This window comes from Sphingomonas canaveralia (assembly GCF_047238125.1).
Taxonomy (GTDB): Bacteria; Pseudomonadota; Alphaproteobacteria; order Sphingomonadales; family Sphingomonadaceae; genus JBDFMH01.
In genome coordinates, this window is record NZ_JBDFMH010000001.1 from 2,419,110 (window position 1) to 2,442,983 (window position 23,874).

A 23,874-nucleotide genomic window follows, 5' to 3' on the forward strand; every position below is an offset into this window, starting at 1 on the left:
CTACTTCGCCGCGGCCGGCGCCTTCACTACTTCCACCGGCAGGCCGACCTTCGCCAGCTGCGGTTGCACGGTGGCGGCGTCGCCGACCACCACCCAGGTCAGCTTCGACGGGTCGACGGTCTTGCGGATCATGCCGTCCAGCTCGGGCACCGTCATCGCGCGGTAGCGCGCGGCCAGCTGCTCGTAATGATCGTCCTTCCAGCCATAGAGATCGATCGACTGCAGGCCGCCCAGCACGTCGTCCGACGTCTCGAAATTGCCGGCCAGCGCGCGCGACCGGTTGTTGATGGTGCGCTCCAGCTCGGCCGCGGTGATGCCCTTCGGCCCCAGGAAATCGGTCATCTGCGCCTTCAGCGCCACGATCGCGTCGCCGGTGCGGTTGGCCTGCACGGGGGCCGCCACCAGATAGGGCACGCGCCCTTCCAGCCGGTTGATGCGGCCGTTCACGCCGTAGGACCAGCCCTTGGTCTCGCGCAGATCCATGTTCATGCGCGACAGGAAGGTGCCGCCCAGCACGTCGTTGGCAGTGCCCAGCGCCTCCAGCTCGTCCTTGCCGGTCACGCCCAGCACTTCGCCGCCCAGGATATAGCTCTGCGGTGATTGCGGGCGATCGATCAGCACGATCTTCGGGCTCGGCGCGGCCGGGGCCGCTTCCTCCGCCTTCACGCCCTTCGGCGTGGCCGGCGGCGCCCAGCTGCCGAACGCCTTGTCCAGCAACGGCTTCACCTCGGCCAGCGGCCGGTCGCTGACGATGAACAGCTTGGCATTGTCCGGGCGGATCCAGCTGGCATGGAAGCGGATCAGGTCGTCGCGGGTCAGCTTCGTCACCACCGCCGGGTCGCCGGTGCCGGTGAACGGGATGCCATAGGCGTGGTTCGCCCCATAGATCAGCGGCGGCAGTGCGCGATAGGCCAGGCCCTGCGGCTGCGTCATTTCCGATGCAATCGAGGCCAGCTGCTGGTTGCGCAGGCGATCGACCTCGGCCGGTGCGAACGCGGGGTTGCGCACGATGTCCTGCAGCAGGTCGAGCGACGGCACCAGGTTGGCGGTCAGCGCATACAGCGTCACGTTGGTGCGATCCATCGATGCGCCGGCGCTGATCGATGCGCCCAGCCGCTCCTGCTGCTCGGCGATCTGGATCGAATTGCGGGTCTTGGTGCCCTCGTCCAGCAGTGCCAGCGTCAGCGCCTGCGTGCCGAGCGCGGTCTTGGGATCGGCGGCGTTGCCCGCGTTGAAGCTGATCGTCAGCTTCGTCACCGGCACCGCGGTGCGGCGCGCGTAGATCACCGGCATGCCGTTGGCGAGCGTGGTGCGCTCGATATCGGGGAAATCGAGATTCTTGACCTCGCCCACTTCCGGCAGCTTCGACCGATCGACCCCGCCGCGCGCGGCAGCACCCGGCCCCGTCGCCTGCGCGTCCGCCGCGGCCAGCACGCGCGGGGCCGGCGCCAGCGGCTTCTCGCCCGGCTGCGGCGTGCGGAAATAGGAGGGGCGGATCGAGGCGGCCTTGCCCGCGTCCGACTCCTCATAGGCCTTGCGCTCGCCCGGAGCCACGGTCAGCGCATAGACCGGGCGCGACAGCCACTTGGCCGCTACCTCACGCGCCTTCGCCGGGGTCACCGCCGCCAGTTCTGCCAGCTGCTTGGCGTAGAAATCCGGATCCTTGGCATAGAGCGCGCCTTCCGCGATCGCGGTCGCCTTGCCGCCGAACCCGCCGACCGATTCCAGGCCGTTGATGCGGCCGGCCACCTCGCGCGTCTGCACGCGCTGCACTTCGTCGGCGGTCGGCCCGTTCTTCAGGAAATCGGCGATGATCGCGTCGAGCCGCTTCGCCACCACCGCGGCATCCACGCCGGGGCGCACGTCGGCGGTCACCTCGAACTGGCCGATCCGCTCGAAGCTCTGGTTGCTGGCGGAAACCGCGGTTGCCAGCTTCTCCTGGCGGACCAGGATATTATCCAGCCGCGAACTGGCAAGCCCGCCCAGCACGCCCGCCGCCACGTCCAGCGCCGCCGAATCCTTGTCGGTCAGCCCCGGCACCGCCCACACCCGGTAGATGCGGGTCTGCGCGACGCGGTCGTACATCGTCTCCACCTTGGGGGCGGCCAGCGTCGGCACCGGTGCCGCCGCCGGCGTCACTTCGGGCCCGCGCGGGATGTCGCCGAAATATTTGGTCACCAGCCGCTTGGCGGTCGCCACGTCGACATCGCCGGCCAGCACCAGCACCGCGTTGTTCGGGCCATATTTCTGGCGGAACCAGTCCTTCACCGTATCCAGGCTGGCCGCGCTCAGGTCCGCCATCGAACCGATCGTCGAATGATGATAGGGATGGCCCTCGGGGAACAGCGCTTCCAGCTGCGCATATTCGACCAGGCCATAGGGCTGGTTGTCGCCCTGGCGCTTCTCGTTCTGCACCACGTTGATCTGGTTGGTCAGATTCTCCTGGGTCACCGCGCCCAGCAGATGGCCCATCCGGTCGCTTTCCAGGAACAGCGCGCGCTCCAGCGCCGGGGTCGGCACCGTCTCGAAATAGTTGGTCCGGTCGAACCAGGTGGTGCCGTTATAGTCGGTCGCGCCCACCTGCTGCAGCGGCTCGAAGAAGTCGCCCGGCGAGTTCTCGGATCCGTTGAACATCAGATGCTCGAACAGATGCGCGAAGCCGGTCTTGCCCTTCGGCTCGTCCTTCGATCCGACATGGTACCAGACCGACACCGCCACCACCGGTGCCTTGCGATCCTCGTGCACATAGACACGCAGGCCGTTGGGCAGCGTGAACGACTGGTGCGCGATCTTCACCTGGCGGACGAGATCGGCAACGGGCGCGGGCTTCGCCTGCTGCGCAAGCGCGGGCGCGGAGACGGCGATGGTGGAAGCGAGCAGCAGCGGAAGGAAGCGGGTCATGAGGCATCCCGAACAGATGAAGGATTGCCGCCAGCATAGCGGCCCACCACGGGGCGGCAACCGAGCGCCGCCGCCGTCACTCCCCATTCGACTGACGACTCCGCGGCTTCGACCAGCGACATACCGGCAGGCACAGCACCCCGGCGCAGGTCGGGGTCCGGTCGGGTTGAGCACAAGGTAGCGCCGCGCTCTTCGTCCTGCCAATATGGACCGAGCATCCGCCCGGCCCTATCCGGCGGTCGGCTCAAGGCATTCGTATGACTTATCACGAACTCAAGAACCGTGATCTGACGAGGCTGGCATGGATTGCCACGGGCTTCGGGTTGACCCTGCTCCTCGCACTGATCTTTCGGGACACGGCTGAGACGGTTGCCAATCTGATTCCAACTCGATCCGGCCCACTGGGCTTTTTCCCTGCCGTCGCGATGCTCGCGATCATGTTCATAATCATCCTATTCATGATGGCCCGGATGCTGATGGGAACCCCGGCCTCGGATGCAGAATTTCTTGCCCGCAACACGGTCGGCTATCAGTCCAGAACGATCGAGGTGGAAATCGACTGCTCCGTCTTTGAAGCCGATGACCCCGACTTCCAGGTCACCACTTGGCAAGTCCTGAAGCGGCGCTTCGCTGCGCGGCAATGACCAGATTGATCGTTAGCCCGAAGGCCGTGCCCGGTTAGGGCGAACCCTTGGTCATCGCGACGTGCCGCCAGCCCCTTCCAAAGTAGGATTTGGCATGGCATCGTTGCGACGAAGGATGCTTCTCCGGTCGCCGCGCGCAGGTAAAAATTGCCGTCTCGAACGTCCTTTGAACACTGTGAACTTCGTCCCGGAATGACACAGCTCATGCCCTTGTGTTGCATGAAGGCAACACCATATCGCGACGATAGACACAGGGGACTGGCATGAACCTCGAAAAATTCACCGATCGCGCCAAGGGCTTCCTCCAGTCGGCGCAGACCGTCGCGATCCGCATGAACCATCAGCGGATCGGCGCCGAGCACATCCTGAAGGCGCTGCTGGAGGACGAGCAGGGCATGGCATCGGGCCTGATCCGCGCCGCCGGCGGCGATCCCGTCACGGCGCTGCGCGAAACCGATGCCGCGCTCGCCAAGGTCCCCGCCGTCACCGGCGGCGGCGCGCAGGCGACCCCGGGGCTGGACAATGATGCCGTCCGCGCGCTCGACCAGGCCGAACAGATCGCCGCCAAGGCGGGCGACAGCTATGTCACCGTCGAGCGGATGCTGCTCGGCCTCGCGCTGTCGTCCACCACCACCGCCGGGAAGGCGCTGGCCGCCGCCGGCGTGAAGCCCGATGCGCTCAACAAGGCGATCAACGATCTGCGCGGCGGCCGCACCGCCGATACCGCCGGCGCCGAGGATCGTTATGACGCGCTGAAGAAGTTCGCCCGCGATCTCACCCAGGCCGCGCGTGACGGCAAGCTCGATCCGGTCATCGGCCGTGACGAGGAGATCCGCCGCACCATCCAGATCCTCGCGCGCCGCACCAAGAACAATCCCGTGCTGATCGGCGAGCCCGGTACCGGCAAGACCGCGATCGCCGAAGGCCTGGCGCTACGCATCGCCAATGGCGACGTGCCCGACGGCCTGAAGGATCGGCGGCTGATGGCGCTCGACATGGGCAGCCTGATCGCGGGCGCGAAATATCGTGGCGAGTTCGAGGAGCGGCTGAAGGGCGTGCTCGACGAGGTCAAGGGTGCCGACGGCAACATCGTCCTGTTCATCGACGAGATGCACACGCTGGTTGGGGCGGGCAAGGGCGAGGGCGCGATGGACGCCTCCAACCTGCTGAAGCCCGCGCTGTCGCGCGGTGAGCTGCATTGCATCGGCGCCACGACGCTCGATGAATATCGCAAGCATGTCGAGAAGGATCCCGCGCTCCAGCGGCGCTTCCAGCCGGTGTTCGTGGGCGAGCCGACCGTGGAGGACACGATCTCGATCCTGCGCGGGCTGAAAGACAAATATGAACTCCACCACGGCGTGCGCATCACCGATGGCGCGCTGGTGTCGGCGGCGACCTTGTCGAACCGCTATATCACCGATCGCTTCCTGCCCGACAAGGCGATCGACCTGATGGACGAGGCCGCCTCGCGGCTGCGCATGGAAGTGGAGAGCAAGCCCGAGGAGATCGAGGCGCTCGATCGCCGCATCATCCGCATGAAGATCGAGCGCGAGGCGCTGAAGAAGGAGACCGACCAAGCGTCTAAGGATCGGCTGGGCGCGCTCGACTATGATCTGGCGCAACTCGAGCAGCAGTCGGCCGAGCTCACCGCGCGCTGGCAGAGCGAGAAGGACAAGATCAACGCCGAGGCGAAGCTGAAGGAACAGCTCGATGCCGCGCGCCTGCAGCTCGATCAGGCGCAGCGCCAGGGCGATCTCGGCAAGGCCGGCGAGCTCAGCTACGGCGTAATCCCGGGATTGGAGAAGCAGCTTGCCGAGGCGCAGGGCGCCGGTGTCGGCGCGATGCTGCGTGAGGAAGTGACTGCCGAGGATATCGCGTCCGTGGTCAGCCGCTGGACCGGCATTCCGGTCGACAAGATGCTGGAAGGCGAGCGCGACAAGCTGCTCGCGATGGAAGAGACGCTGGGCAAGCGCGTCATCGGCCAGGCCGATGCGGTGGCCGCGGTCGCGCGGGCGGTGCGCCGCAGCCGGGCCGGCCTGCAGGACCCCAACCGTCCGCTCGGCAGCTTCCTGTTCCTGGGGCCGACCGGCGTCGGCAAGACCGAGCTGACCAAGGCGCTCGCCGGTTTCCTGTTCGACGACGATGCCGCGATGGTGCGGATCGACATGAGCGAGTTCATGGAGAAGCATTCGGTCGCGCGGCTGATCGGTGCGCCCCCGGGCTATGTCGGCTACGAGGAAGGCGGCGTGCTGACCGAAGCCGTCCGCCGCCGCCCCTATCAGGTGATCCTGTTCGACGAAGTCGAGAAGGCGCATGGCGACGTGTTCAACATCCTGCTTCAGGTGCTGGACGATGGCCGGCTGACCGACGGCCAGGGCCGCACGGTCGATTTCTCGAACACGCTGATCATCCTGACCTCCAACCTGGGCTCGCAATATCTGTCGAACCTGCCCGAGGATCAGCCGGTCGAAAGCGTCGAGCCGCAGGTGATGGATGTCGTCCGCGCGCATTTCCGCCCGGAATTCCTGAACCGGCTGGACGAGATCATCCTGTTCCACCGGCTCGGCCAGGCCCATATGGGCCCGATCGTCGATATCCAGGTGGCTCGCGTCCAGAAGCTGCTGAAGGATCGCAAGATCGCGCTTTCGCTGACCGATGCGGCGCGCGCGTGGCTCGGGCGGGTCGGCTATGATCCGGTCTACGGCGCCCGGCCGCTGAAGCGCGCGGTGCAGAAATATCTGCAGGATCCGCTCGCCGACGCCATCCTGAGAGGCGAAGTCCGCGACGGCGCCCTCGTTACCGTAGACGAAGGCGACGGCGCGCTGGATCTGAAGGTCAGCTGACGGTCAGTCGTCCGATACCGCCGCCGCCAACCCGGGATTGTGCCCGCTGGCGTCGGCGGTGTCGAAATAGCCGATCAGCAGCTCGCGCTCTGCCTGCGTCAGATGCGGGTTCCAAACGTCGAAGATCAGCACCACCCGCGGCTGATCGGTCGGGTTGATCGCCTCATGCTCGATCGTGTCGTCGAATGCGAACGCCTCGCCGACCCGCCACGGCCGCGTCTCTCCGCCCACGCGGAAGGAGCACCCGTCGGGTACGATCAGCGGCAGGTGGATGATGGTCCGCGCGTTGCTCACGCCGGTATGCGGCGGGATCCGCGCGCCGGGCCGCAGGACGGACAGGAACACGGTCGGCGCGCGCCGCGGCATCTGCGCCAGGGGCAGCGCCTCGATCGCCGCGGTGATCGCAGGAAAGCGATCGCACAGCGCATGGTTGCGCTCACCATAGCGCCACAGGTGCAGCGCGCTCCAGTCCATCGAATGATCGAGTCCGGACCACAGATTTTCGGGCAGCCCGCGCTCCATCGCGATATAGGGCTCGAACCCCTTCAGCCCCCCGGTCAGCGCGTGCTCCGCCTCGGCGCGCAGCGCGGGTGTCTGCGCCTCCAGCCCCGCCATCCACGGGAAATGGCTGCGATCGAAGAATTCGTCCGCGGGCAGGAACGGATAATGCAGCCCGACGCATTGATTGGCGAAGATGCGCCGCCGCCCGAGCACCGCATCCATCGCGGCATTGAAGCGCCGCCGCACCAGCGGATCGGCATCGGCCACCGCCGGCCAGCGCCAGTCATCGATCACCGAGCCGAACGCCGCCATCCGATCGGCGACGAATGCGGAGGCATGGTCGAGCAGCTTCTGCAGATCCGCATTGCGCGGGCTGATCTGCTGGCCGACCGCGATCACGCCTGCCCAGCGCTGCGCCGCCAGCGCAGGCTCGCCCCGCCGTTCGTGCAATTCGGCCATCCGCACCAGTGCCATCAGGTCGCGCTGGTCGATCGCCAGCACCGCATCCAGCGCGCGCCGCTCGCCCGCGTCGTCGCCTTGCAGGCGGCAGGCCTTGGCCAGATTCATCCAGAGCGGCGGCGCCTGCGTGTCAATCGAAACCGCACGCTCGAACAGCGGCTGCGCGTCCCGGGCACGCCCTTCGGCCAGCCAGTGCACACCCAGCGAGTTCAGCACCACCGGTTCATCAGGACCCGCTTCAAGCGCACGCAGCAACAGGACCTCGGCCTGCGCCGCCCGCCCTTCACGCTGCGCCTGCATCGCTGTCTCCAGCAGGCGCACGACTCCCTGGTCTGTCATATTTCCCATCCCCCACAGATTGATGGCTAAACGAGAGCGGGAGCAGGTTCAATCGGGGGAACGGTTGCAAGCGATGCGGGGCGGGTTATGAGCCGATCGATGTCTCGCGATCCGCACCGCCAGGGCCAGTCCGGATGAGCGGGCGCGCTGCCATCGATGCCGTCGCGGCCGACGCGCGCTGGCTCGCCCACCGCTTCGATCCGGATGGTGATCGGTTCCATATGCTGCATGTCGAGCGCGAGCATCATCGCGCGGCGACCTTCATCACGGATGAATATCTGCCCGCAGGCCGCCCGCTCAGCGCGCTGCCGCGGGCCGCGCTGATCGACGCGGCACCGCAGCCGGCACCGTTGCACTTCATCTTCCATTCCGCCTTCTGCTGTTCGACGCTGCTGGCGCGCGCGGTCGATCTGCCGGGCGTGGCGATGGGCCTGAAGGAACCGGTCGTGCTGAACGACCTCATCGGATGGACGCGCCGCGGCGGTGATCGCCGGCTGATTGCGCAGGCACTGGATCACGCCCTCACGCTGCTCGCGCGCCCGTTCGAGCCAGGCGAGGCGATCGTCGTCAAGCCATCCAACATCGTCAACGCCTTTGCGTCCGTCATTCTCGCGATGCGGGCGGAAAGCCGCGCCCTGCTGCTGCATGCACCACTGCGCACCTATCTCGGATCGGTCGCGCGGAAGGGCATGTGGGGGCGGCTGTGGGTGCGGGAACTGTTCGTTGGTCAGGCGCAGGACGGGCTACTGATCTTCGATTTCGATCAGGAGCAATATCTGCGGCAGACCGACCTGCAGATCGCCGCGATCGGCTGGCTGGCCCAGCATGCGCTGTTCCAGCGCCTGACCGAACGGTTCGGGGATCGCGTGTGCACGCTCGACAGCGAGGTGCTGACCGCGCGACCGGGCGAGGCGATGGCCGCGCTTTCGCAGCTGTTCGGGCTGGGTTTGGACGATCCCGCGGTCGCGGCGATCGTGGCCGGCCCGGCCTTTACCCGCCATTCCAAATTCGGCCAGGATTTCGCCGCGACCGATCGCGCCGAAGTCGCGCTGCAGGGAGAGGCCCCACACACCGACGAGATCGAGAAAGTCGCGATTTGGGCGGAAGCGGTCGCCGCTTCCGCCCAAATCGCGATGGTGCCGCCGGCGCCGCTGATCCGCTGACGCCGGCGCCGCCGATCAGATGACCAGCGCGAAATCGCTGGCGATCAGCGGGGTCGCCCCGAGCACAACCACCCAGAAATCGGCAACCGCGTCGCCATCGATATCGCCCTGCACGATCTGGTTCAGGCCCGATCCGGTCGAGATCGCACGCAGCTCGCCCGCGATCCCAGAAAAAGCCCCGCTGCCGATGAAATCGAAGACCTGCGTGCCGTCCGTCGTGCTGTCGGCATCGAAGCCGGTGAAGTCGAGCAGGTCTCCCTCTGCACGGTTGAAATCCTGGACCGTATCGGTCGTCTGGAAGGTCACACCCAGGTCGGACGCCGCCAGGAAGACAAAATCGTCCGCGCCGGTGCCGCCTTGCAGGATATCGATCCCGGCCCCGCCGCTCAGGCTGTCATCGCCCGCTCCGGCGCGCAGGAAATCGTCGCCCAGGCCGCCGGTCAGGACGTCGTCGCCGCCTTCGCCGAACAGGACGTCATTGCCACCTGCCCCGTCGAGGCTGTTGGCCAGCGCGTTGCCGTTGATCAGGTTGGCCTGGTCGTTGCCGGTGCCGTTCAGCGCGCCGGCACCGAACAGCACGAGCTGCTCGATTTCACCCGACAGCGTGTAGCTGACCGAGGCGCGCACCGAATCGGTGCCGCCGCCGGTGCCCTCGATAATCGTGTCACCGGCGTCGTCCACGACGAAGAAGTCGTTGCCGGCGCCACCGATCATCGTGTCCGCCCCCGTGCCGCCATCCAGCGTATCGTTGCCGATGCCGCCGTCGAGCGTGTCGGTGCCGATGCCGCCCTGCAGATTGTCATTGCCGCCTTCACCGGTCAGCGTGTCGTCTCCGTCGAAGCCGCGCACGACATTGTCGACATCACTGCCGATGATGAAGTTCGCGAGGCCATTGCCGTCGGCCTGGAAGGCTGTGCCGGTCAGCTGGAGATCCTCGACATTGGCGCCCAGCGTGAAGCTGATCGACGACAGCACGTTGTCGCGGCCCTGTCCCACAGCCTCTACGACCACGTCTCCGGCCGCATCGACATAATAGAAGTCGTCGCCTTCGCCGCCGATCATGACGTCGGCACCGTCATTACCGTCCAGCGTGTCATTGCCGATACCGCCGCGCAGCAGGTCGCTGCCAAGTCCGCCCAGCAGCGTGTCCTCGCCGCCATTGCCGACCAGCACATCGTCGCCATCGAGGCCGCTCAGGATATTGGCTCCCTCGTTGCCGTTGATCTGGTTGGCCTGGGCACCGCCGGTGCCGTTGATCGCTGCGCTGCCCGTCAGCGTCAGCGCCTCGACGAAGGCCGACAGAGCAAAGCTGGCCGAGGCGAGCACGCGATCATTGGTGCCGCCGCCATCGGCCTCGACGATCGTGTCGCCGCTATCGTCGACAACATAAAGGTCGCTGTCGGCACCACCGGTCATCACGTCCGCCCCGGCGCCGCCATCGAGCGTATCGAGCCCGGCGCCGCCCAGCAGCACATCGGCGTCCGCGCCGCCCTGCAGATTATCGTCACCGGCAAGACCGCTCAGCGTGTCCGCGCCGTCATTGCCGCGCAGCGTATTCGCAAGTCCGTTGCCGGTCAGCACGTTCGCGGCAGCATTGCCGGTCGCGACCAGCGCAGCGCCGGCCAGCACGACATTTTCCAGTTCGGTGCCGAACAGCGAATAATCGATCGAAGCGATCACCGTATCGGTGCCACCACCGGCTGCCTCGGTGATGCTCTCGCCGGCCTGGTCGATCACATAGGTGTCGTTGCCCGCGCCACCGATATAGCTGTCCGCACCGGCGCCGCCGTCCAGCGTGTCGTTGCCTGCGCCGCCGACCAGGAAGTCCGCCGCGTTGCCGCCGGTGATGCTGTCGTCACCCATGCCGGCATTGAAATAATAGCGCAGCGTCGGCTGTTCGGCAGTGAACACGTCGTTGCCCGAGGTGCCGAGCGATACGACGGAGAACTGGTCACCACGCCCGACGCCAGACACGAGATCGCGAACGTCGAACGTCAGCCCCGGCGTGTTTGATACGAAGGTGATGCCCTCGTCGTCCGCGCGGCTGATCGGCCCCGTCAACACGCCGCCCGCGGTTTCCGCCTGGATACGTACCGCAAGCCCGCCATCCTGATTGGCCATCGAGTTGCTGTCGTTGACCAATCCGTTGCCCACCTGCGCAGACGTGAAGGTCAGCCGCACCTGGCCGGCATTGCCCGTCACCAGCACGGCATCGCTGCCCGTGCCCAAGTCGATCCGGTCGGCTCCATCGGTGCGCACATCCAGCGCGGCGACATCGATGCCGTCGAGCCCGAAGATCGTATCGTCACCGGCGCCGCCGACCAGCGTGTCGTTGCCGGCACCACCGGTGATGACATTGGCCAGCATATTGCCGATGCCGGTGAAGTTGCCCGTACCGATGAAGGTCAGGTTCTCGACATTGGCGGGCAGCGTGTAGCTGTTGAGCGTGGTGTTGACGCTGTCGGTGCCGTCGCCAGGATTTTCCGTGATGGTGTCGCCAGCATTGTTGACGAGATAGGTGTCGTTGCCCGCACCGCCGACGAAACTATCTGCCCCCGCAGTACCGACCAGAGTGTCGTCACCCGCCCCGCCGACCGTGGTCGAGGCGAAGGTGATCGCAGCGATCAGCGGATCATGGTCGGTGAACGGGGTCGCCTGCTCGACATTGATGTGCACCGCATCGAGCTGGATGCTGGAAAGCAGGTCGGACGACGCCAGAATATTATCCAATCCCTGCGAATTGCCCTCGAAGATCGCCGAATAGCGTTCCTCGGTCGGCAACAGAGCATAGAGGTTGGTCAGAACGCCGCCGGCTTCCAGCGCCTGGCTCGGCGCTTCGAAATAGAAGCTGTTGAGATCGCCGAGCACGAACACATTCAGTGCCGGATCGGTCGCCAGCTGATTGTCGATATAGGCCTTCAGCGTCTGTGCCTGGGCCAGCCGGGCGCCGTCGCCGGCATTGGCGGCCGGCTGGTTGTCGCCCTGCAGCGCTTCCGATCCGAGCCGCGAGGTGAAGTGGTTGTTGTAGAGGCTCAGCGTCTCGCCATTGAAGGTGAAATCGGCGCGCAGCGGGCTGCGCGTGCCGTTGTACACGGCGCCCGGAACGAGCTGCACCGAATCCGCGACCAGGCCAACCCGGTCGACATTGTAGAAATATCCGTTGCGAATGTTGCCGTTCGGCTCGCCCCCAGTGGAATTCGCGGTCGCCGGGGCGACTTCGACATAGGCATAGGTCGGGCCACCTGCGGCGATGATCGCATCGATCAGCGCCTGCGCGGTGATCTGGCCGGAAAGATTGCCGCCCGAACCGGCGCCATCGGCATCCTGGATCTCCTGCACGCCGATGATGTCGGGCGTCCGCAGGTTCACGATGATGTCCTGCGCGAACTGCTCAAACCGGTCGAAGCCGGGCGTGATCTCGTCACCGCCGAGATTTTCGACGTTCAAGGTCGCGATGGTGACGGTATCGGCATCGCCGACCAGATCAGTGACCTCGCGGTCGAGCGTGATATCGTTTGCCACGGTCACCGCCTGGGTGACGATCACCTCATAGGCGCTGAAGGCATAGTTGACGATGCCGGTAACGCTGGACAGCGTATCGCCCTGGCTGATCGTGGCCGGGTTATAGCCTGCGAAGATGCCCGAATCATCGTCGATCTGAATGCGCTCGGGATTATAGTCACCTGCGGAGATGGTGATGCCGCCGCGATCGTTGACGCCGCTGGCCTGCGCGCCGCCCGATGCCACGACATAGGCCTCACCGAAACTGTTGGGATTGGCGACAACCAAAGGCGCGTCGATTGTGACCAGCATGCCTTCGAGCGATTCGTAGAAGTCGGCTGCCTGCGTCGACGGATCATAGACATCCTCGTCGTCGCCGAAATTCGCGTCGGGGAGAACCCGGCCGCCGGTACCGATCAGCGTGCTAGCAACGGTTCCGGTGCCTTCGACCACGATCGCGGTCGGGCTGGTGATCTCGGTCAGCGACAACGCATTGGTCGCCGCGACGAATTCGGTGACGGTGCCGGTGACCTTGACGAGCTGGCCGACGGTGACGGTCGGCGCGGTCGAGGTGAACACGAACACCGCGTCCGACGTGTTGACGTTGCCGTCACCGACCGCGTCCTGGATGTAGAAGCCGTTGGTGTCGACCGCCGTCACCACGCCGCGGGTGTTGACGACGGTGCCGGCGAATGCCGAAGCATGGCCCTCGCCCTGGATCGTATAGATTGCGGTGATCGCATCGGGATCGAACACGGTGAAGTCGAGCGCGTCCTCGGCGATGCCTGCGAATGCGTTGCCCGACAGATCGGTGAAGGCCCCGGCCGTGACGATGACGTCATAGGTGGTGCCGACCTGGAGCGCGGCGCCCGGATCGATCGTCACGGTCGACCCGCTGATCGAAACTTGCGGGTCGGTCACGGCCAGCACGCGGATGTCACTGCCATTCGTGATGGTAATCGTGCCGTCGCCGGCAATCACCGTCTCGTTGAAGCGCAGCACGATATTGGCGTTCGCATCCACGCCGGGCTGGTTGTCGTCGGGATCGGTCGGGTTGAACGACACCAGCACCGGGGCATCAGTATCCGCGCCGGCCGCGACCGAGCTGACGACGATGTCGTCGATGCCGACCCATTCGTCATTGCCCGCCGCGTTGGTCGTTATGATCCGGAGTTCCAGCGTGGCGGCATTGTTCGCGCCGGCCGGCAGGATCACGTCGATGAACGTTTCCTGGGTGGCGCTGCCGCCGGTGGTGGCGTCGGCGATGTAGCCGCCGTCGACATTGGCCCAGGCGCCGCCCGGCGTGGTGCGATACTGGAGCGCCACCTGCTGGATGGCGTTGTCGGTCGATCCGTCGAGATCGCGTACCCGGTAGCGGACGTTGATCGATTCGCGGCCGGTGGCATCCATGTACAGGATGATGTGCGGCGCATCCGCGGTGCCCGATCCGTTCAGCGCGATCGTCGGATCGGCCAGTTCGAATTCGGCGACGCCGCCAGAATTTAGCGTGTTGGGCGCGGTCTGGTTCGCGATGAGGTTGACGACGACGGTGCCGTCCCCGGTCAGCGTGCGGGGATCGGTTCCGGTGGCGGTCGTGATGTCGTCGCCGCGATAGCCGGTGATGCTGGCGACGCCGCTCCAGTCGTTCGCGGTGGTGATCTGGCCGATATTGGACCAATCCTGCAGAAAATCACCGCCGGCGAGCGAGAAATAGGTCGTCGTCATTTCGTGGAACCCCTCAAGAGCGGATCGACGCCCGGACCATCGGACCCGGTCGCATACGCGGCCTGGCCAAGGGTTCAGCACGTCCGGATGCAACCGCGAGCTAGGCGCGTGCCTATCGGTCGACCATGACATTCAGGTTGCAGGTTGTTTAATCATTTGAACGCCGACGCAAGCGGATTTCGAAGGCGCCGGATATGCTTTGAAGGTGCAACCGAACGGCATCGCTGCGACGTAGCTGACGGCCGGAACAGGAGACATCGCATGCGTCCGATATTGCTCGCAACGCTGCTGGCTGCCGCAACCGCGCCGGCAGGCGCCGGGGCACCGATCAAGGTCGTCGAGCTCTATCAGAGCCAGGGCTGTTCCTCGTGCCCGCCCGCGATCACCAACGCCAATCGCGTCGCGAACCGGTCCGATCTGCTGGTCCTGGATTTCGCTGTCACTTATTGGGATCGGCTTGGCTGGAAGGATAGTTTCGCGCAGCCCGCTTTCACCGCGCGGCAATGGGCCTATGCGCGCGGCGGCGGCCGGCCGCGAGTCCATACGCCGCAGGTGATCGTCAACGGGCGCAGCGCCGGGGTCGGCGGATCGCCACAGTCGTTCGCCGCGCTGATCGCAGCCGAGCGACCGCTTGGCGGCCCTGCGCTGACCTTTGGGCCCGGTTCGCTGTCCGTGGCGGGCGGACGTGGCCGGGGCGATGTGTGGCTGGTGCGCTATGATCCGCGCGCGCTGCCGGTGGCGATCCGGGCGGGCGAGAATGGCGGTCGCACGATCGTCCACCGCAATATCGTGCGCCAGCTGGTGCGGCTGGGAGACTGGACCGGTGCGCCACGCCGCTTTCCGGTGCCCGCGGGTGAGCCAGGGCTGGCGACGGCGGTGCTGATCCAGGAAAAGGACGGCGGACCGATCCTGGCTGCGGCGCGCGGCGGCTGATCGGCCGTCAGTCTCCGGCTTCGGCGATCTGCGACAGATAATTGCCGTCGAGGATGCGAATCCGGCCCTGGCTGAGTTCGATGACGCCCGCTCCTGCCCAGACCGACAACTGGCGATTGATGTTCTCGCGGCTGATGCCCACGAAGTTGCCGAGCTCGGATTGGCTGAGATCGCCGGCCAGCTTGTGCCCGTTCGCCTTCTGCTCGGTCAGGCGCTTCAGGAAGCGGGCAAGCCTGGGGCCGGTGGCGAAGGCGCGATCGCTTTCGATCGTCGCATCGGTCTCCCGTAACCGCCGCGCCATGTCGCGCAGCAGTTCGAGTGCGACCTTGGGATGCCGCTCGATGAAGCCGGTGAACGCGGTGCGGCTCATCTTGAGCATCCGCCCCTTCCACAGCGCGGTCGCCGATGCGGTACGCGGTTCGCCGTCGAGTACCGCGATCTCGCCGAGTACGGCCCCGGGCTCTGCATAATCCAGGATGATTTCGCGGCCGTTGGACGTGACCATGCCCACGCGAACGACACCTTCCAGGATCAGCAGGATGGATTCACCATCTTCGCCCTGCCGCAACAGGGTTTCGCCCGCCTTCACCTGCAGGAAGTTGGAAATAGACAGTAAATCGGCGAGCTCGCTGGTGTCACAGCCCGCGAAGACGCTATGCTTCGGAAGCAGCTCGGCCAGTTGTTCCGGCGTGAGGGCCATCTTCATCATCCATGTCAGAGGCCCCCGCGCCACCGTTACGCGACAAGGCGACGCGGAGAATCACCCCCTATCAAGCTGCAGGGGGGCCGATGTGAGATGTGTCACACATCACTCGCGAAGCGAAGCCCTTCCGGCGGCTTAACGATCCCTCAAGCGATCGCGGCCTAAGAGTTTCGAGATATGCGGAATCTCACGGTCGCCCATGATTGAGACGCCGATCACCGGCCGAATGTCGGTTCGCCCAATCGCGGAGATCGGGCGGAGCCGCCATCCGTCGCGTCTGGCGCAGCCGGCGCTGACCACGCACGCGCGCCTGCGGACCGAAGCTCTCGCGAAGACCGCGCCCTGGCTGGCGGCGCTTGCCGCAGCCTGCGCGCTGGCCGTGCTCTATGCGGTCGCGCATCCCGACGATGCCGTCTGGCTGGGTAGCTGGGCGGCGCTGTTGATCCTGGTCAACTGGGTTACGGTGCGCGCCCGGCAACGCGCTGCCGATGCCGGATCGGATGATCCGCTGCGATCGGCATGGTGGTCGGTGGCGGAAGCGGGTGCGCAGGCGGCGATCTGGGCGGCGCTGCCCGTCGCCATGTTCCCGACGGCCGATCCGCATGCCCAGTCGATCCTTGCCGGAGCGATCTGCACGATGATGGCAGGCGCGGTCCTGCTCGCGGTCGTGCCGCTGGCAGCGACGATGTGGCTGGTGGTGCTGGCGACTGGCCTCGCCTGCGCGACCGGCGCGTCCGGCGAGCCGCTGACCGCGACCCCGCTGTTGCTGCTGCCCGCATTCGTGATGGCGCTGCTCGTCGGATGCCTGTCGATCGAGCGCCAGCTGAGCGCGCATATCGCGATCGCGGCTGGCGAACGGTCACGGCGCGAATCGGTCGACATGCTGCTGCGTGAATATGAGGAGCAAGGCGTCGGCTGGCTCTGGCAGGCCGATGCCGCCAACCTGCTGACCTATGCCTCGCCGCGGATCGGGGTGCTGGTGGGCCGGTCGAGCCGCGAGCTGATCGGCCAATCGCTGCCGATTATGTTCGGCTGCGACGCACAGCTCGGCGGCGCGATGGCGGCGAGAGAGCCGTTCCGCGGCATCGAGCTCGAGATCCAGGCGCCGAGCGGCCGCCGCCATGTCTCCGTTTCCGGCAGTCCGATCATCGGCCAAGACGGCACCTTCGTCGGCTTTCGCGGGGTCGGATCCGATATCACCGATGTCCGCCGCACGCAGGAGCGGTTGACCCAGCTGGCCGCAATGGATGTGCTGACCGGGTTGCCGAACCGCCAGCGCATGCGCGATCTGTTCGCCAACGCCATCGCCGCGGCGGCACAGGGCCATGCCTGCGCCATCCTGTTCCTGGATCTCGATGGCTTCAAGCCGGTCAACGACACGTTCGGCCACCCGGCCGGTGATGCCGTGCTGCGCGCGGTGAGCGATCGGCTGGCCGAGGAGGTGGCAGCGCTCGGCCAGGTCGGCCGGGTCGGTGGAGACGAGTTCGCGATCCTGCTCAACGACGGATCGAGCCGGCGCGGCGTGGAGGATTTCGCGCGCAAGCTGATCGCCCGGATCAGCGAACCCTATCCGGCCGCATCGAGCGAGATCCGCCTTGGCGTATCGATCGGCATCGCCTTCGCGCCGGTCGACGGGTCTTCGGTGGACGAGTTGCTGCTGAAGGCCGATCTGGCGCTGTACGACGCCAAGAGTGCCGGCCGCGGCACCGTACGCCTGTTCGACAGCCGCATGCAGCGTGACGCCGAGGACCGGTTGCGGCTGGAGCAGGATCTGCGCCAGGCACTGGCACGGCGCGAGTTCGAGCTATTCTATCAGCCGGTCGTGAATGCCGAGTCCCAAGCCATCCTGGGATTCGAAGCGCTGCTGCGCTGGCGCCACCCCGAACGCGGCATGGTGCCGCCCGCGCAGTTCATTCCGATCGCCGAGGAGACCGGACTGATCGCGGAAATCGGCGGCTGGGTGATCCAGACCGCCTGCCACGATGCGATGCAATGGCCCGACAGCCTGTTCGTGGCGGTCAATCTCTCGCCCCGCCAGCTTGTGGTGCCCGCACTTCCCAACACCGTATCCGAAGCTTTGCTGGCATCGCGGCTGCCCCCGAACCGGCTCGAGCTGGAAGTGACCGAAGGCGTGTTCCTGGCCGACGACGACGGCTCGCTGGATGTGCTGCGGCGCGTGCGGTCACTGGGCGTGGGCATCGCGCTCGACGATTTCGGGACCGGCTATTCCTCGCTCGGCTATCTCAACAAGACCATCTTCCACACGCTGAAGATCGACGGCAGCTTCGTGCGCGATGCCGGCAAGCGCAGCGAGACCGTGTCGATCATCCGCGCGATCGTGGCGCTGGCCAACAGCTTCCGGATGACGATCACTGCAGAAGGCGTCGAGACGGCTGAGGATTTCGAGCGGATGCGCGATTTCGGCTGCCACAAGCTGCAGGGCTATTTGTTCGGCCGGCCGATGCCGCATGCGGAGACGTTGAAGCTGGTCGGCACCCGCTGGGGCCAGGACGAGCTTCGCGGCTGACGATCCCGGTGGCGCAAGGCCGCACCGCGCGCCATAGCCGCGCGATGCCCGACCGCTACGCCATCGCCCTCGGCAGCAATCGGCGGACCCGCCACGGATCCCCGGCGGCCACGCTCGAGGCTGCTTTCGTAGCGCTGGCCGCCGCCGGTGCGGAGGTCGTCGATCGCTCGGCGGTGATCGCCACGCCCGCACTCGGTCCCGCAGGACGCGGGTTCGCCAACGCCGCGGCGATCATCCTGATCGACCGCCCGCCGCCGGCGCTGCTCGCGCTGCTCAAGCGAATAGAACGCGACTTCGGCCGCCGGCCCGGGCGGCGCTGGGGGGCGCGCAGCCTGGATCTGGATATTCTGCTCTGGAACGGCGGACACTGGCCGCCCCGCCCGCGCCGTGCCGCGCCAGGCGGACTGGCCGTTCCGCACACCGAGATCGCCCGGCGGCGCTTCGTGCTCGATCCGCTGCTGGCGATTGCGGCCGGCTGGCGCGATCCGCGATCGGGCCACACCATCCGCCAGCTACGCGCCCGGTTTCAGGCCGGGCAGTAGGCGCCGCTCTTCGCCCAGGCTTCGAACAGCGCGCCGAACTGCGCCTGCGTGCCCGGCGCGGGCTGGCGGCCGGCGCCCGGCTCCCAGCCCCAGCCGACCAGGCTGTCGGTCGCCATATGCTCGATCATCTGCGGCATCGTCTTACCGCCATTGCGACGCCGATCCTTCAGCTGGCGGCAGATATCGCCCAGCGACTTGCCCTGCCACGCCATCTCCGCCGGGGCGAGATGCCATTCGGGATGGCCGGGCACGCCTGCGCTGTCGACATTGGTCACCTGATGACAGGTCTGGCACTTCAGGCCGGGCGCGCCGTGGCCATCCTTGCCACGCACCACCCATGGCTGGTGCGGCGTCATCGCCATGCCTTGGGTGGGGCGATCGGTCGCCGGATGGCAGTTCAGGCAGCGCGGATGCTGGATCACCTTGCCCGCCTCAGCGAACAGCGCCAGCGATCGTTCGCGCTTGTTGCTGATCGCGGCGAACGCCTCTGGGGTCTGCAGGCCTACGGGCGCGGCGGGCTCGGATCGGCCGATCGCGGCCGCGCCGCCCAGCGCGATCATCGAAAGCGCCGCAAGGCCCGCAATGGCACGACGGCCGCTCATGCCGCGCGCACCATCGGCAGGCGACGCGGGCGCGTCTGGCCCAGCCGGGCAAGCGCATTGGCGATCGCAGGCGCGGTCGGCGGCACGCCCGGCTCCCCGATCCCGGTCGGGGGCTCGGTCGATGGCACGATCACCACTTCCACCTCCGGCATCTCGTGAATCCTCAGCGAACGATACTCATCGAAATTGCCGATCGGCACCGCACCGCCCTCCAGCGGCACCTCGGCATAGAGCGCATGGCCGACCGCGAAGCCGATTCCGCCCTCCACCTGCGCGCGGATCACATCGGGGTTCACCGCGACGCCCAGATCCACCGCGCACCAGACCTTGTGCACGCGCGGGCTGCCGTCGGCGTTCAATGACACCTCCGCGATCTGCGCCACGAAGCTGCTGAAGCTCTCGACCACGGCGACGCCGCGGGCGCGCTGTACGCCATCCAACTTGAACGGGCCTGGCCCCTTCCACTGAGCCAGCGCCGCCACCGCCCGCAGCACGCCGGCAGCGCGCGGCTCGGCCGCCATCAGTTCGAGCCGGCCGGCCACGGCATCCTTGCCGGCGCGTTGCAGCAGTTCATCGACGAAGCACTCGACCGCATAGCCGGTATGGGTATGCCCCACCGATCGCCACCACAGCGTCGGCACCTTCGTGTCGCCGATATGCACCGAGCATTCGAAGTCGGCCAGCGCATAAGGCGGCTTGCTGGCCCCTTCGAGCATCGTCTGGTCGATCCCGTTCTGGATCAGCATCGATTCGAACGGAGTGCCCCTTGCGAAGGACTGGCCAGCGACCGTGTTGGACCAGCCGCTGATCGCACCGTCCTTCACCGTGCCCTTCATCCGGTGGACGAAGATCGGGCGATAATAGCCGCCCTTGATGTCGTCCTCGCGCGTGCGGATCAGCTTGACCGGCACGTCCGGGCCGATCGCCTTGGCGGCTTCCGCCAGTTCCACGGCCAGTTCCATCGTCGGCGTCGCGCGGCGGCCGAAGCTGCCGCCTGCCAGCATCGTCTCCAGCTTCACCTTGTCCTGCGGCAGGCCCAGCACCTGCGCGATCGCGGCATGGTCCCCGGTCTGCATCTGGCTGCCGAACCGCGCCGTCGCGCCGCTGCGGTTCCAGCTGAGCCAGCCGTCGAGCGGCTCCATCGGCGCATGGGCGAGGAAGGGGAAGACGAACTCGGCCTCGATCGTCTCGCCGCCCGCGGCCAGCGCGCGCGCGACATCGCCGTTCTTGGCAGCGACGGTGCCGCGGTTGGACGCCAGCGCGCGATAGTCCGCGATGATCTCTTCCGAACCACGCGTTTCGGCAGCCGACGAATCCCAGTCGATCGCCAGTTTCGATCGGCCCTTCAGCGCCGGCCAGGTGCCATCGGCATAGACCGCGACGCCGTTGGACAGCCGCTTGACCGCCTTCACGCCGCGAACTTTCAGCGCCTCCGTGGCATCGAAGCTTTTCAACTTCGCGCCGAACCGGGGCGGCCGTGCCACCACGACCGTCATCGTACCGGGCGCCATGATGTCGATCGTGAACTGGGCGCTGCCATTGCTTTTGGCGGCGCTGTCCAGCTTGTGCAGCCCGTCGCGGCCGATCAGCGAGAAGCGCGAGGGATCCTTCAGCGTCGGGTTCGGTGGCACCGGTAACCGCGCGGCCGCGTCCGCGAACTGGCCGAAGCGGCCCTCGCGGCCCGAGGATGCGTGTCGGATCACGCCGCGCTCGACTGTGATCGTGGCAGGATCCACTTTCCAGGATTGCGCCGCCGCCAGCACCAGCATCGCCCGCGCCGAAGCGCCCGCCCGCCGCATCAGATCATAGCTGCTGGCGATCGCCGAGGAGCCGCCGGTCCCCTGGATGCCGCCCATCACCGGATTTCCGTAGAGCTTGGCATCCGCCGGCGCGCTTTCGGCGTGAATCTGGCTCCAGTCGGCATCCAGTTCCTCGGCGGCGATCGTCGCGAGGCCCGTATAGGGTCCCTGTCCGAATTCGATATGCTTCACGAGAACGGTGACCTTGTCGTCGCTTCCCACGCGCACATAGGCGTTGGGCTGGATCGGGCCCTTCGGCTTGGGCGCGCCTTGCGCGCGGGCCGCGCCGATCGGCAGTGCCAGCGTGATGACGAGCCCCGCGCCGCCGGCGATGGCGGTTCGGCGGGTGATGTTCAGCTCCGTCTTACCCATGTCAGGCCTCCAGCGTCTTGGCGGCATCGTGGATCGCGGCGCGGATGCGGACATAAGTGGCGCAGCGGCAGATATTGCCGTTCATCGCCAGATCGATGTCCGTGTCACTCGGCTTCTTGACCTGCCGCAGCAGTGCGACGGCGCTCATCACCTGGCCGGATTGGCAGTAACCGCATTGCGGCACGTCGCGCGCAACCCAGGCGGCCTTCACCGCCTGCGCTTCCGGACCGTCGATCGCCTCGATCGTCGTGATCTTGCGATCGCCGACCAGCGACACCGGCAGCGAGCAGGACCGCAGCGGCTCCCCATCGAGGTGGACGGTGCAGGCACCGCACTGGGCAATGCCACAACCGAACTTCGTGCCGGTCAGCCCCAGCGAATCGCGGATCACCCACAGCAATGGCGTGTCGTCGTCGACGTCGACCTCGCGCGCTTCGCCGTTCACGGTGATACTGTACGACATCGCAGCCTCCCGGGCCGAAGCCCCCGCCGGCCGATCCCCGGGCCGATGTTCTCAGCATAGCGCGCGCGAAACGATTGTCATCTGCAACCGTTTCTCAAAAGCGCCATCCGGTTGACCCGCCGGGCAGTGCGGCATAGGGCCGCCGCTGGTCGGGCTCGTAGCTCAGTCGGTAGAGCAACGGACTTTTAATCTGTAGGTCCCGGGTTCGAATCCCGGCGAGCCCACCATCACGGGACGCGCAGTTTGGACGACCCCATTCCCGCCGCCACGCTGGTGCTGGTCCGCGACGATCCGGCCGGCGGGGCGCCCCACCTGCTGATGATCGAGCGGGCGGCGACGATGGCGTTCGCGGCCGGCGCAATGGTGTTCCCCGGCGGGCGGATCGATCCCGGCGATCAGGCGCTCGTGCCTGCCGACCACGCCGATCCTGCCGATGCCGCCGCCCGGATCGCCGCCATTCGCGAGACGATCGAGGAAGTGGGAATCGCGATCGGGTTCGATGTCGAGCCCGCATTGTTGAAGCAACTGCGCACGGCGCTGCATGACGGCGCCTCGTTCGGCGGTCTGCTGGCCGCGCACGGGCTCACGCTCGATCTCGATGCGCTACTGCCGTTCGCGCGCTGGTGCCCCGCGTTTCCGGAAGCGCGCAACTTCGACACGCGCTTCTACTTGGCACGCGCGCCGGATCATGCCGCCGCGGAGGCGGACGGCGGCGAAAGCGTTCATGCGGTCTGGGCGACGGCACAGGCGATCTTGGACGATGCCGATGCGGGCCGCCGCCACATCATCTTTCCCACCCGGCGCAATCTGGAACGGCTCGCCGCTTACCCCGATTTCCGGTCGCTTGCCGAACACGCGCGTGCGATCCCGGTGACGCGGATCGTGCCCGCGATCGTCGAGGAGGCAGACGAACGCTGGCTGACGATTCCGGAAGGGCTGGGTTACCCGGTCACGCGGCAGCGGGCGGAGGATGCCCTGCGCCGTTAGGCCGCTACCGCCGCGCCGTCCCAGATCGCATCGATCACGCCCTGTCCGGGATAGGCGACCAGCAGGTCGGTCGTCTCGTCCAGCGCCAGCACGGCATCGCCTTCGACCAGCCAGACGCCGCCGGGGAGGAAAGGCTCGCCGTCAAGATGGCCCTCGCCCGCCAGCGGGACCAGCCAGATCGGGCGGCCGTCCGATCGCAGCTGCCCCTGCCCACTCCAGGACCAGCGCTCCAGCACCAGCTTCGGGCCATCCGCCAGCAGCATTCGCCCCGGCGCGATCTCGGTCGGAACATGCGGCGCGACATAAGGCACCGGATCGGACACCGCGATGCCGTCTTCGAGATGAAGCTCGCGCGGACGGCCATAATCATAGAGCCGATAGGTCAGGTCGACATTCTGCTGAACCTCGACCAGCGTGAGCCCCGCGCCGATCGCGTGGACCGTGCCGGCTGGCGAATAGAAGCTGTCGCCGGCATGTGCCGCGTGCCAGCGGACCCGTTCCTCGATCGATCCGTCCTGCGCGGCGTCGCGCAGCTCGTCCCGCGTCATCGGCTGCAACGTCCCGATCGCGATGGTCGCATGCGGATCGGCGGCCAGCACGACCCAGGCTTCGTCCTTCCCCCGCGGATAGCCGCGCGCCTGCGCCGCGGCATCGTCGGGATGCACCTGGATCGACAACTTCTCGGACGTGAACAGATATTTGACGAGCAGATCCGGCTCCGCCCCACCGCGCGGATCCTGAAACCAGATCTCGCCGACCGGATCGCCGCCCGCCGCGACATCGTCGAAACCCGGCCACAGATCGGTGCGCCCCCACGGCTTTTCGACGCGCTTCGTCTCGAGTCGGGTGGCAGCCATCTTCATCGTCTCC

Annotated in this window: 15 protein-coding genes and 1 tRNA gene; 8 read left to right on the forward strand and 8 right to left on the reverse strand. The window is 66.9% G+C overall.

Annotated features, from left to right (window positions below; translation table 11 throughout):
* Positions 1 to 2,901: a M16 family metallopeptidase gene (locus tag ABC347_RS12090; RefSeq protein WP_413245973.1), complete on the reverse strand. Its 2,901-nt coding sequence runs from the start codon at positions 2,899 to 2,901 to the stop codon at positions 1 to 3.
* A 257-nt stretch (positions 2,902 to 3,158) separates the two neighbouring features.
* Between ABC347_RS12090 and ABC347_RS12095 the strand changes: the two genes are divergently transcribed.
* Positions 3,159 to 3,545, forward strand: a complete 387-nt coding sequence (locus ABC347_RS12095) for a hypothetical protein (protein WP_413245974.1) — start codon at positions 3,159 to 3,161, stop codon at positions 3,543 to 3,545.
* Positions 3,546 to 3,808: 263 nt separating this feature from the next.
* The gene (clpB, locus tag ABC347_RS12100; RefSeq protein WP_413245975.1) at positions 3,809 to 6,388 is read left to right on the forward strand and encodes an ATP-dependent chaperone ClpB; all 2,580 of its coding nucleotides are present in this window, start codon (positions 3,809 to 3,811) and stop codon (positions 6,386 to 6,388) included.
* Positions 6,389 to 6,391: 3 nt separating this feature from the next.
* Here the strand turns inward: clpB and ABC347_RS12105 are convergent, their stop codons facing one another.
* The gene (locus ABC347_RS12105; protein WP_413245976.1) at positions 6,392 to 7,687 is read right to left on the reverse strand and encodes an aspartyl/asparaginyl beta-hydroxylase domain-containing protein; all 1,296 of its coding nucleotides are present in this window, start codon (positions 7,685 to 7,687) and stop codon (positions 6,392 to 6,394) included.
* 134 nt (positions 7,688 to 7,821) lie between these two features.
* Here ABC347_RS12105 and ABC347_RS12110 point away from each other — a divergent pair, with 134 nt between their 5' ends.
* Positions 7,822 to 8,850 carry a hypothetical protein gene (locus ABC347_RS12110; RefSeq protein ID WP_413245977.1) on the forward strand — a complete coding sequence of 343 codons (1,029 nt, stop codon included), beginning with the start codon at positions 7,822 to 7,824 and terminating at the stop codon, positions 8,848 to 8,850.
* 15 nt (positions 8,851 to 8,865) lie between these two features.
* Here the strand turns inward: ABC347_RS12110 and ABC347_RS12115 are convergent, their stop codons facing one another.
* On the reverse strand, positions 8,866 to 14,076 hold the full coding sequence (locus tag ABC347_RS12115) for an Ig-like domain-containing protein (RefSeq protein WP_413245978.1): 5,211 nt from the start codon (positions 14,074 to 14,076) through the stop codon (positions 8,866 to 8,868).
* A gap of 261 nt (positions 14,077 to 14,337) precedes the next feature.
* Between ABC347_RS12115 and ABC347_RS12120 the strand changes: the two genes are divergently transcribed.
* Positions 14,338 to 15,009: a DUF1223 domain-containing protein gene (locus tag ABC347_RS12120; protein ID WP_413245979.1), complete on the forward strand. Its 672-nt coding sequence runs from the start codon at positions 14,338 to 14,340 to the stop codon at positions 15,007 to 15,009.
* Between the two features lie 7 nt (positions 15,010 to 15,016).
* On the opposite strand, the gene ABC347_RS12125 is transcribed toward ABC347_RS12120, so the two are convergent.
* Positions 15,017 to 15,709, reverse strand: a complete 693-nt coding sequence (locus ABC347_RS12125; protein WP_413245980.1) for a Crp/Fnr family transcriptional regulator — start codon at positions 15,707 to 15,709, stop codon at positions 15,017 to 15,019.
* A gap of 229 nt (positions 15,710 to 15,938) precedes the next feature.
* Between ABC347_RS12125 and ABC347_RS12130 the strand changes: the two genes are divergently transcribed.
* Positions 15,939 to 18,239, forward strand: a complete 2,301-nt coding sequence (locus ABC347_RS12130) for a putative bifunctional diguanylate cyclase/phosphodiesterase (RefSeq protein WP_413245981.1) — start codon at positions 15,939 to 15,941, stop codon at positions 18,237 to 18,239.
* A gap of 44 nt (positions 18,240 to 18,283) precedes the next feature.
* On the forward strand, positions 18,284 to 18,781 hold the full coding sequence (folK, locus tag ABC347_RS12135; RefSeq protein WP_413245982.1) for a 2-amino-4-hydroxy-6-hydroxymethyldihydropteridine diphosphokinase: 498 nt from the start codon (positions 18,284 to 18,286) through the stop codon (positions 18,779 to 18,781).
* On the opposite strand, the gene ABC347_RS12140 is transcribed toward folK, so the two are convergent.
* The 3 genes from ABC347_RS12140 to ABC347_RS12150 are packed head-to-tail and all read right to left on the reverse strand — an operon-like array spanning position 18,766 to position 22,017.
* Positions 18,766 to 19,383 (reverse strand): Isoquinoline 1-oxidoreductase subunit, encoded by a 618-nt coding sequence (locus ABC347_RS12140; protein WP_413245983.1) that lies wholly within the window; start codon positions 19,381 to 19,383, stop codon positions 18,766 to 18,768. The two genes, folK and ABC347_RS12140, sit on opposite strands and share 16 nt — an antisense overlap.
* Positions 19,380 to 21,554: a xanthine dehydrogenase family protein molybdopterin-binding subunit gene (locus tag ABC347_RS12145; protein WP_413245984.1), complete on the reverse strand. Its 2,175-nt coding sequence runs from the start codon at positions 21,552 to 21,554 to the stop codon at positions 19,380 to 19,382. The genes ABC347_RS12140 and ABC347_RS12145 overlap by 4 nt, the downstream gene beginning before the upstream one ends.
* Before the next feature lies 1 nt (position 21,555).
* Positions 21,556 to 22,017 (reverse strand): (2Fe-2S)-binding protein, encoded by a 462-nt coding sequence (locus tag ABC347_RS12150; protein ID WP_413245985.1) that lies wholly within the window; start codon positions 22,015 to 22,017, stop codon positions 21,556 to 21,558.
* Positions 22,018 to 22,168: 151 nt separating this feature from the next.
* Between ABC347_RS12150 and ABC347_RS12155 the strand changes: the two genes are divergently transcribed.
* Both ABC347_RS12155 and ABC347_RS12160 read left to right on the forward strand, forming a co-directional pair.
* Positions 22,169 to 22,244: transfer RNA gene (locus ABC347_RS12155), tRNA-Lys, on the forward strand.
* 16 nt (positions 22,245 to 22,260) lie between these two features.
* Positions 22,261 to 23,004 carry an NUDIX hydrolase gene (locus ABC347_RS12160; RefSeq protein ID WP_413245986.1) on the forward strand — a complete coding sequence of 248 codons (744 nt, stop codon included), beginning with the start codon at positions 22,261 to 22,263 and terminating at the stop codon, positions 23,002 to 23,004.
* Here the strand turns inward: ABC347_RS12160 and ABC347_RS12165 are convergent.
* Positions 23,001 to 23,861 carry a class I mannose-6-phosphate isomerase gene (locus ABC347_RS12165; RefSeq protein WP_413247052.1) on the reverse strand — a complete coding sequence of 287 codons (861 nt, stop codon included), beginning with the start codon at positions 23,859 to 23,861 and terminating at the stop codon, positions 23,001 to 23,003. The two genes, ABC347_RS12160 and ABC347_RS12165, sit on opposite strands and share 4 nt — an antisense overlap.
* Between the last annotated feature and the right edge of the window lie 13 nt (positions 23,862 to 23,874).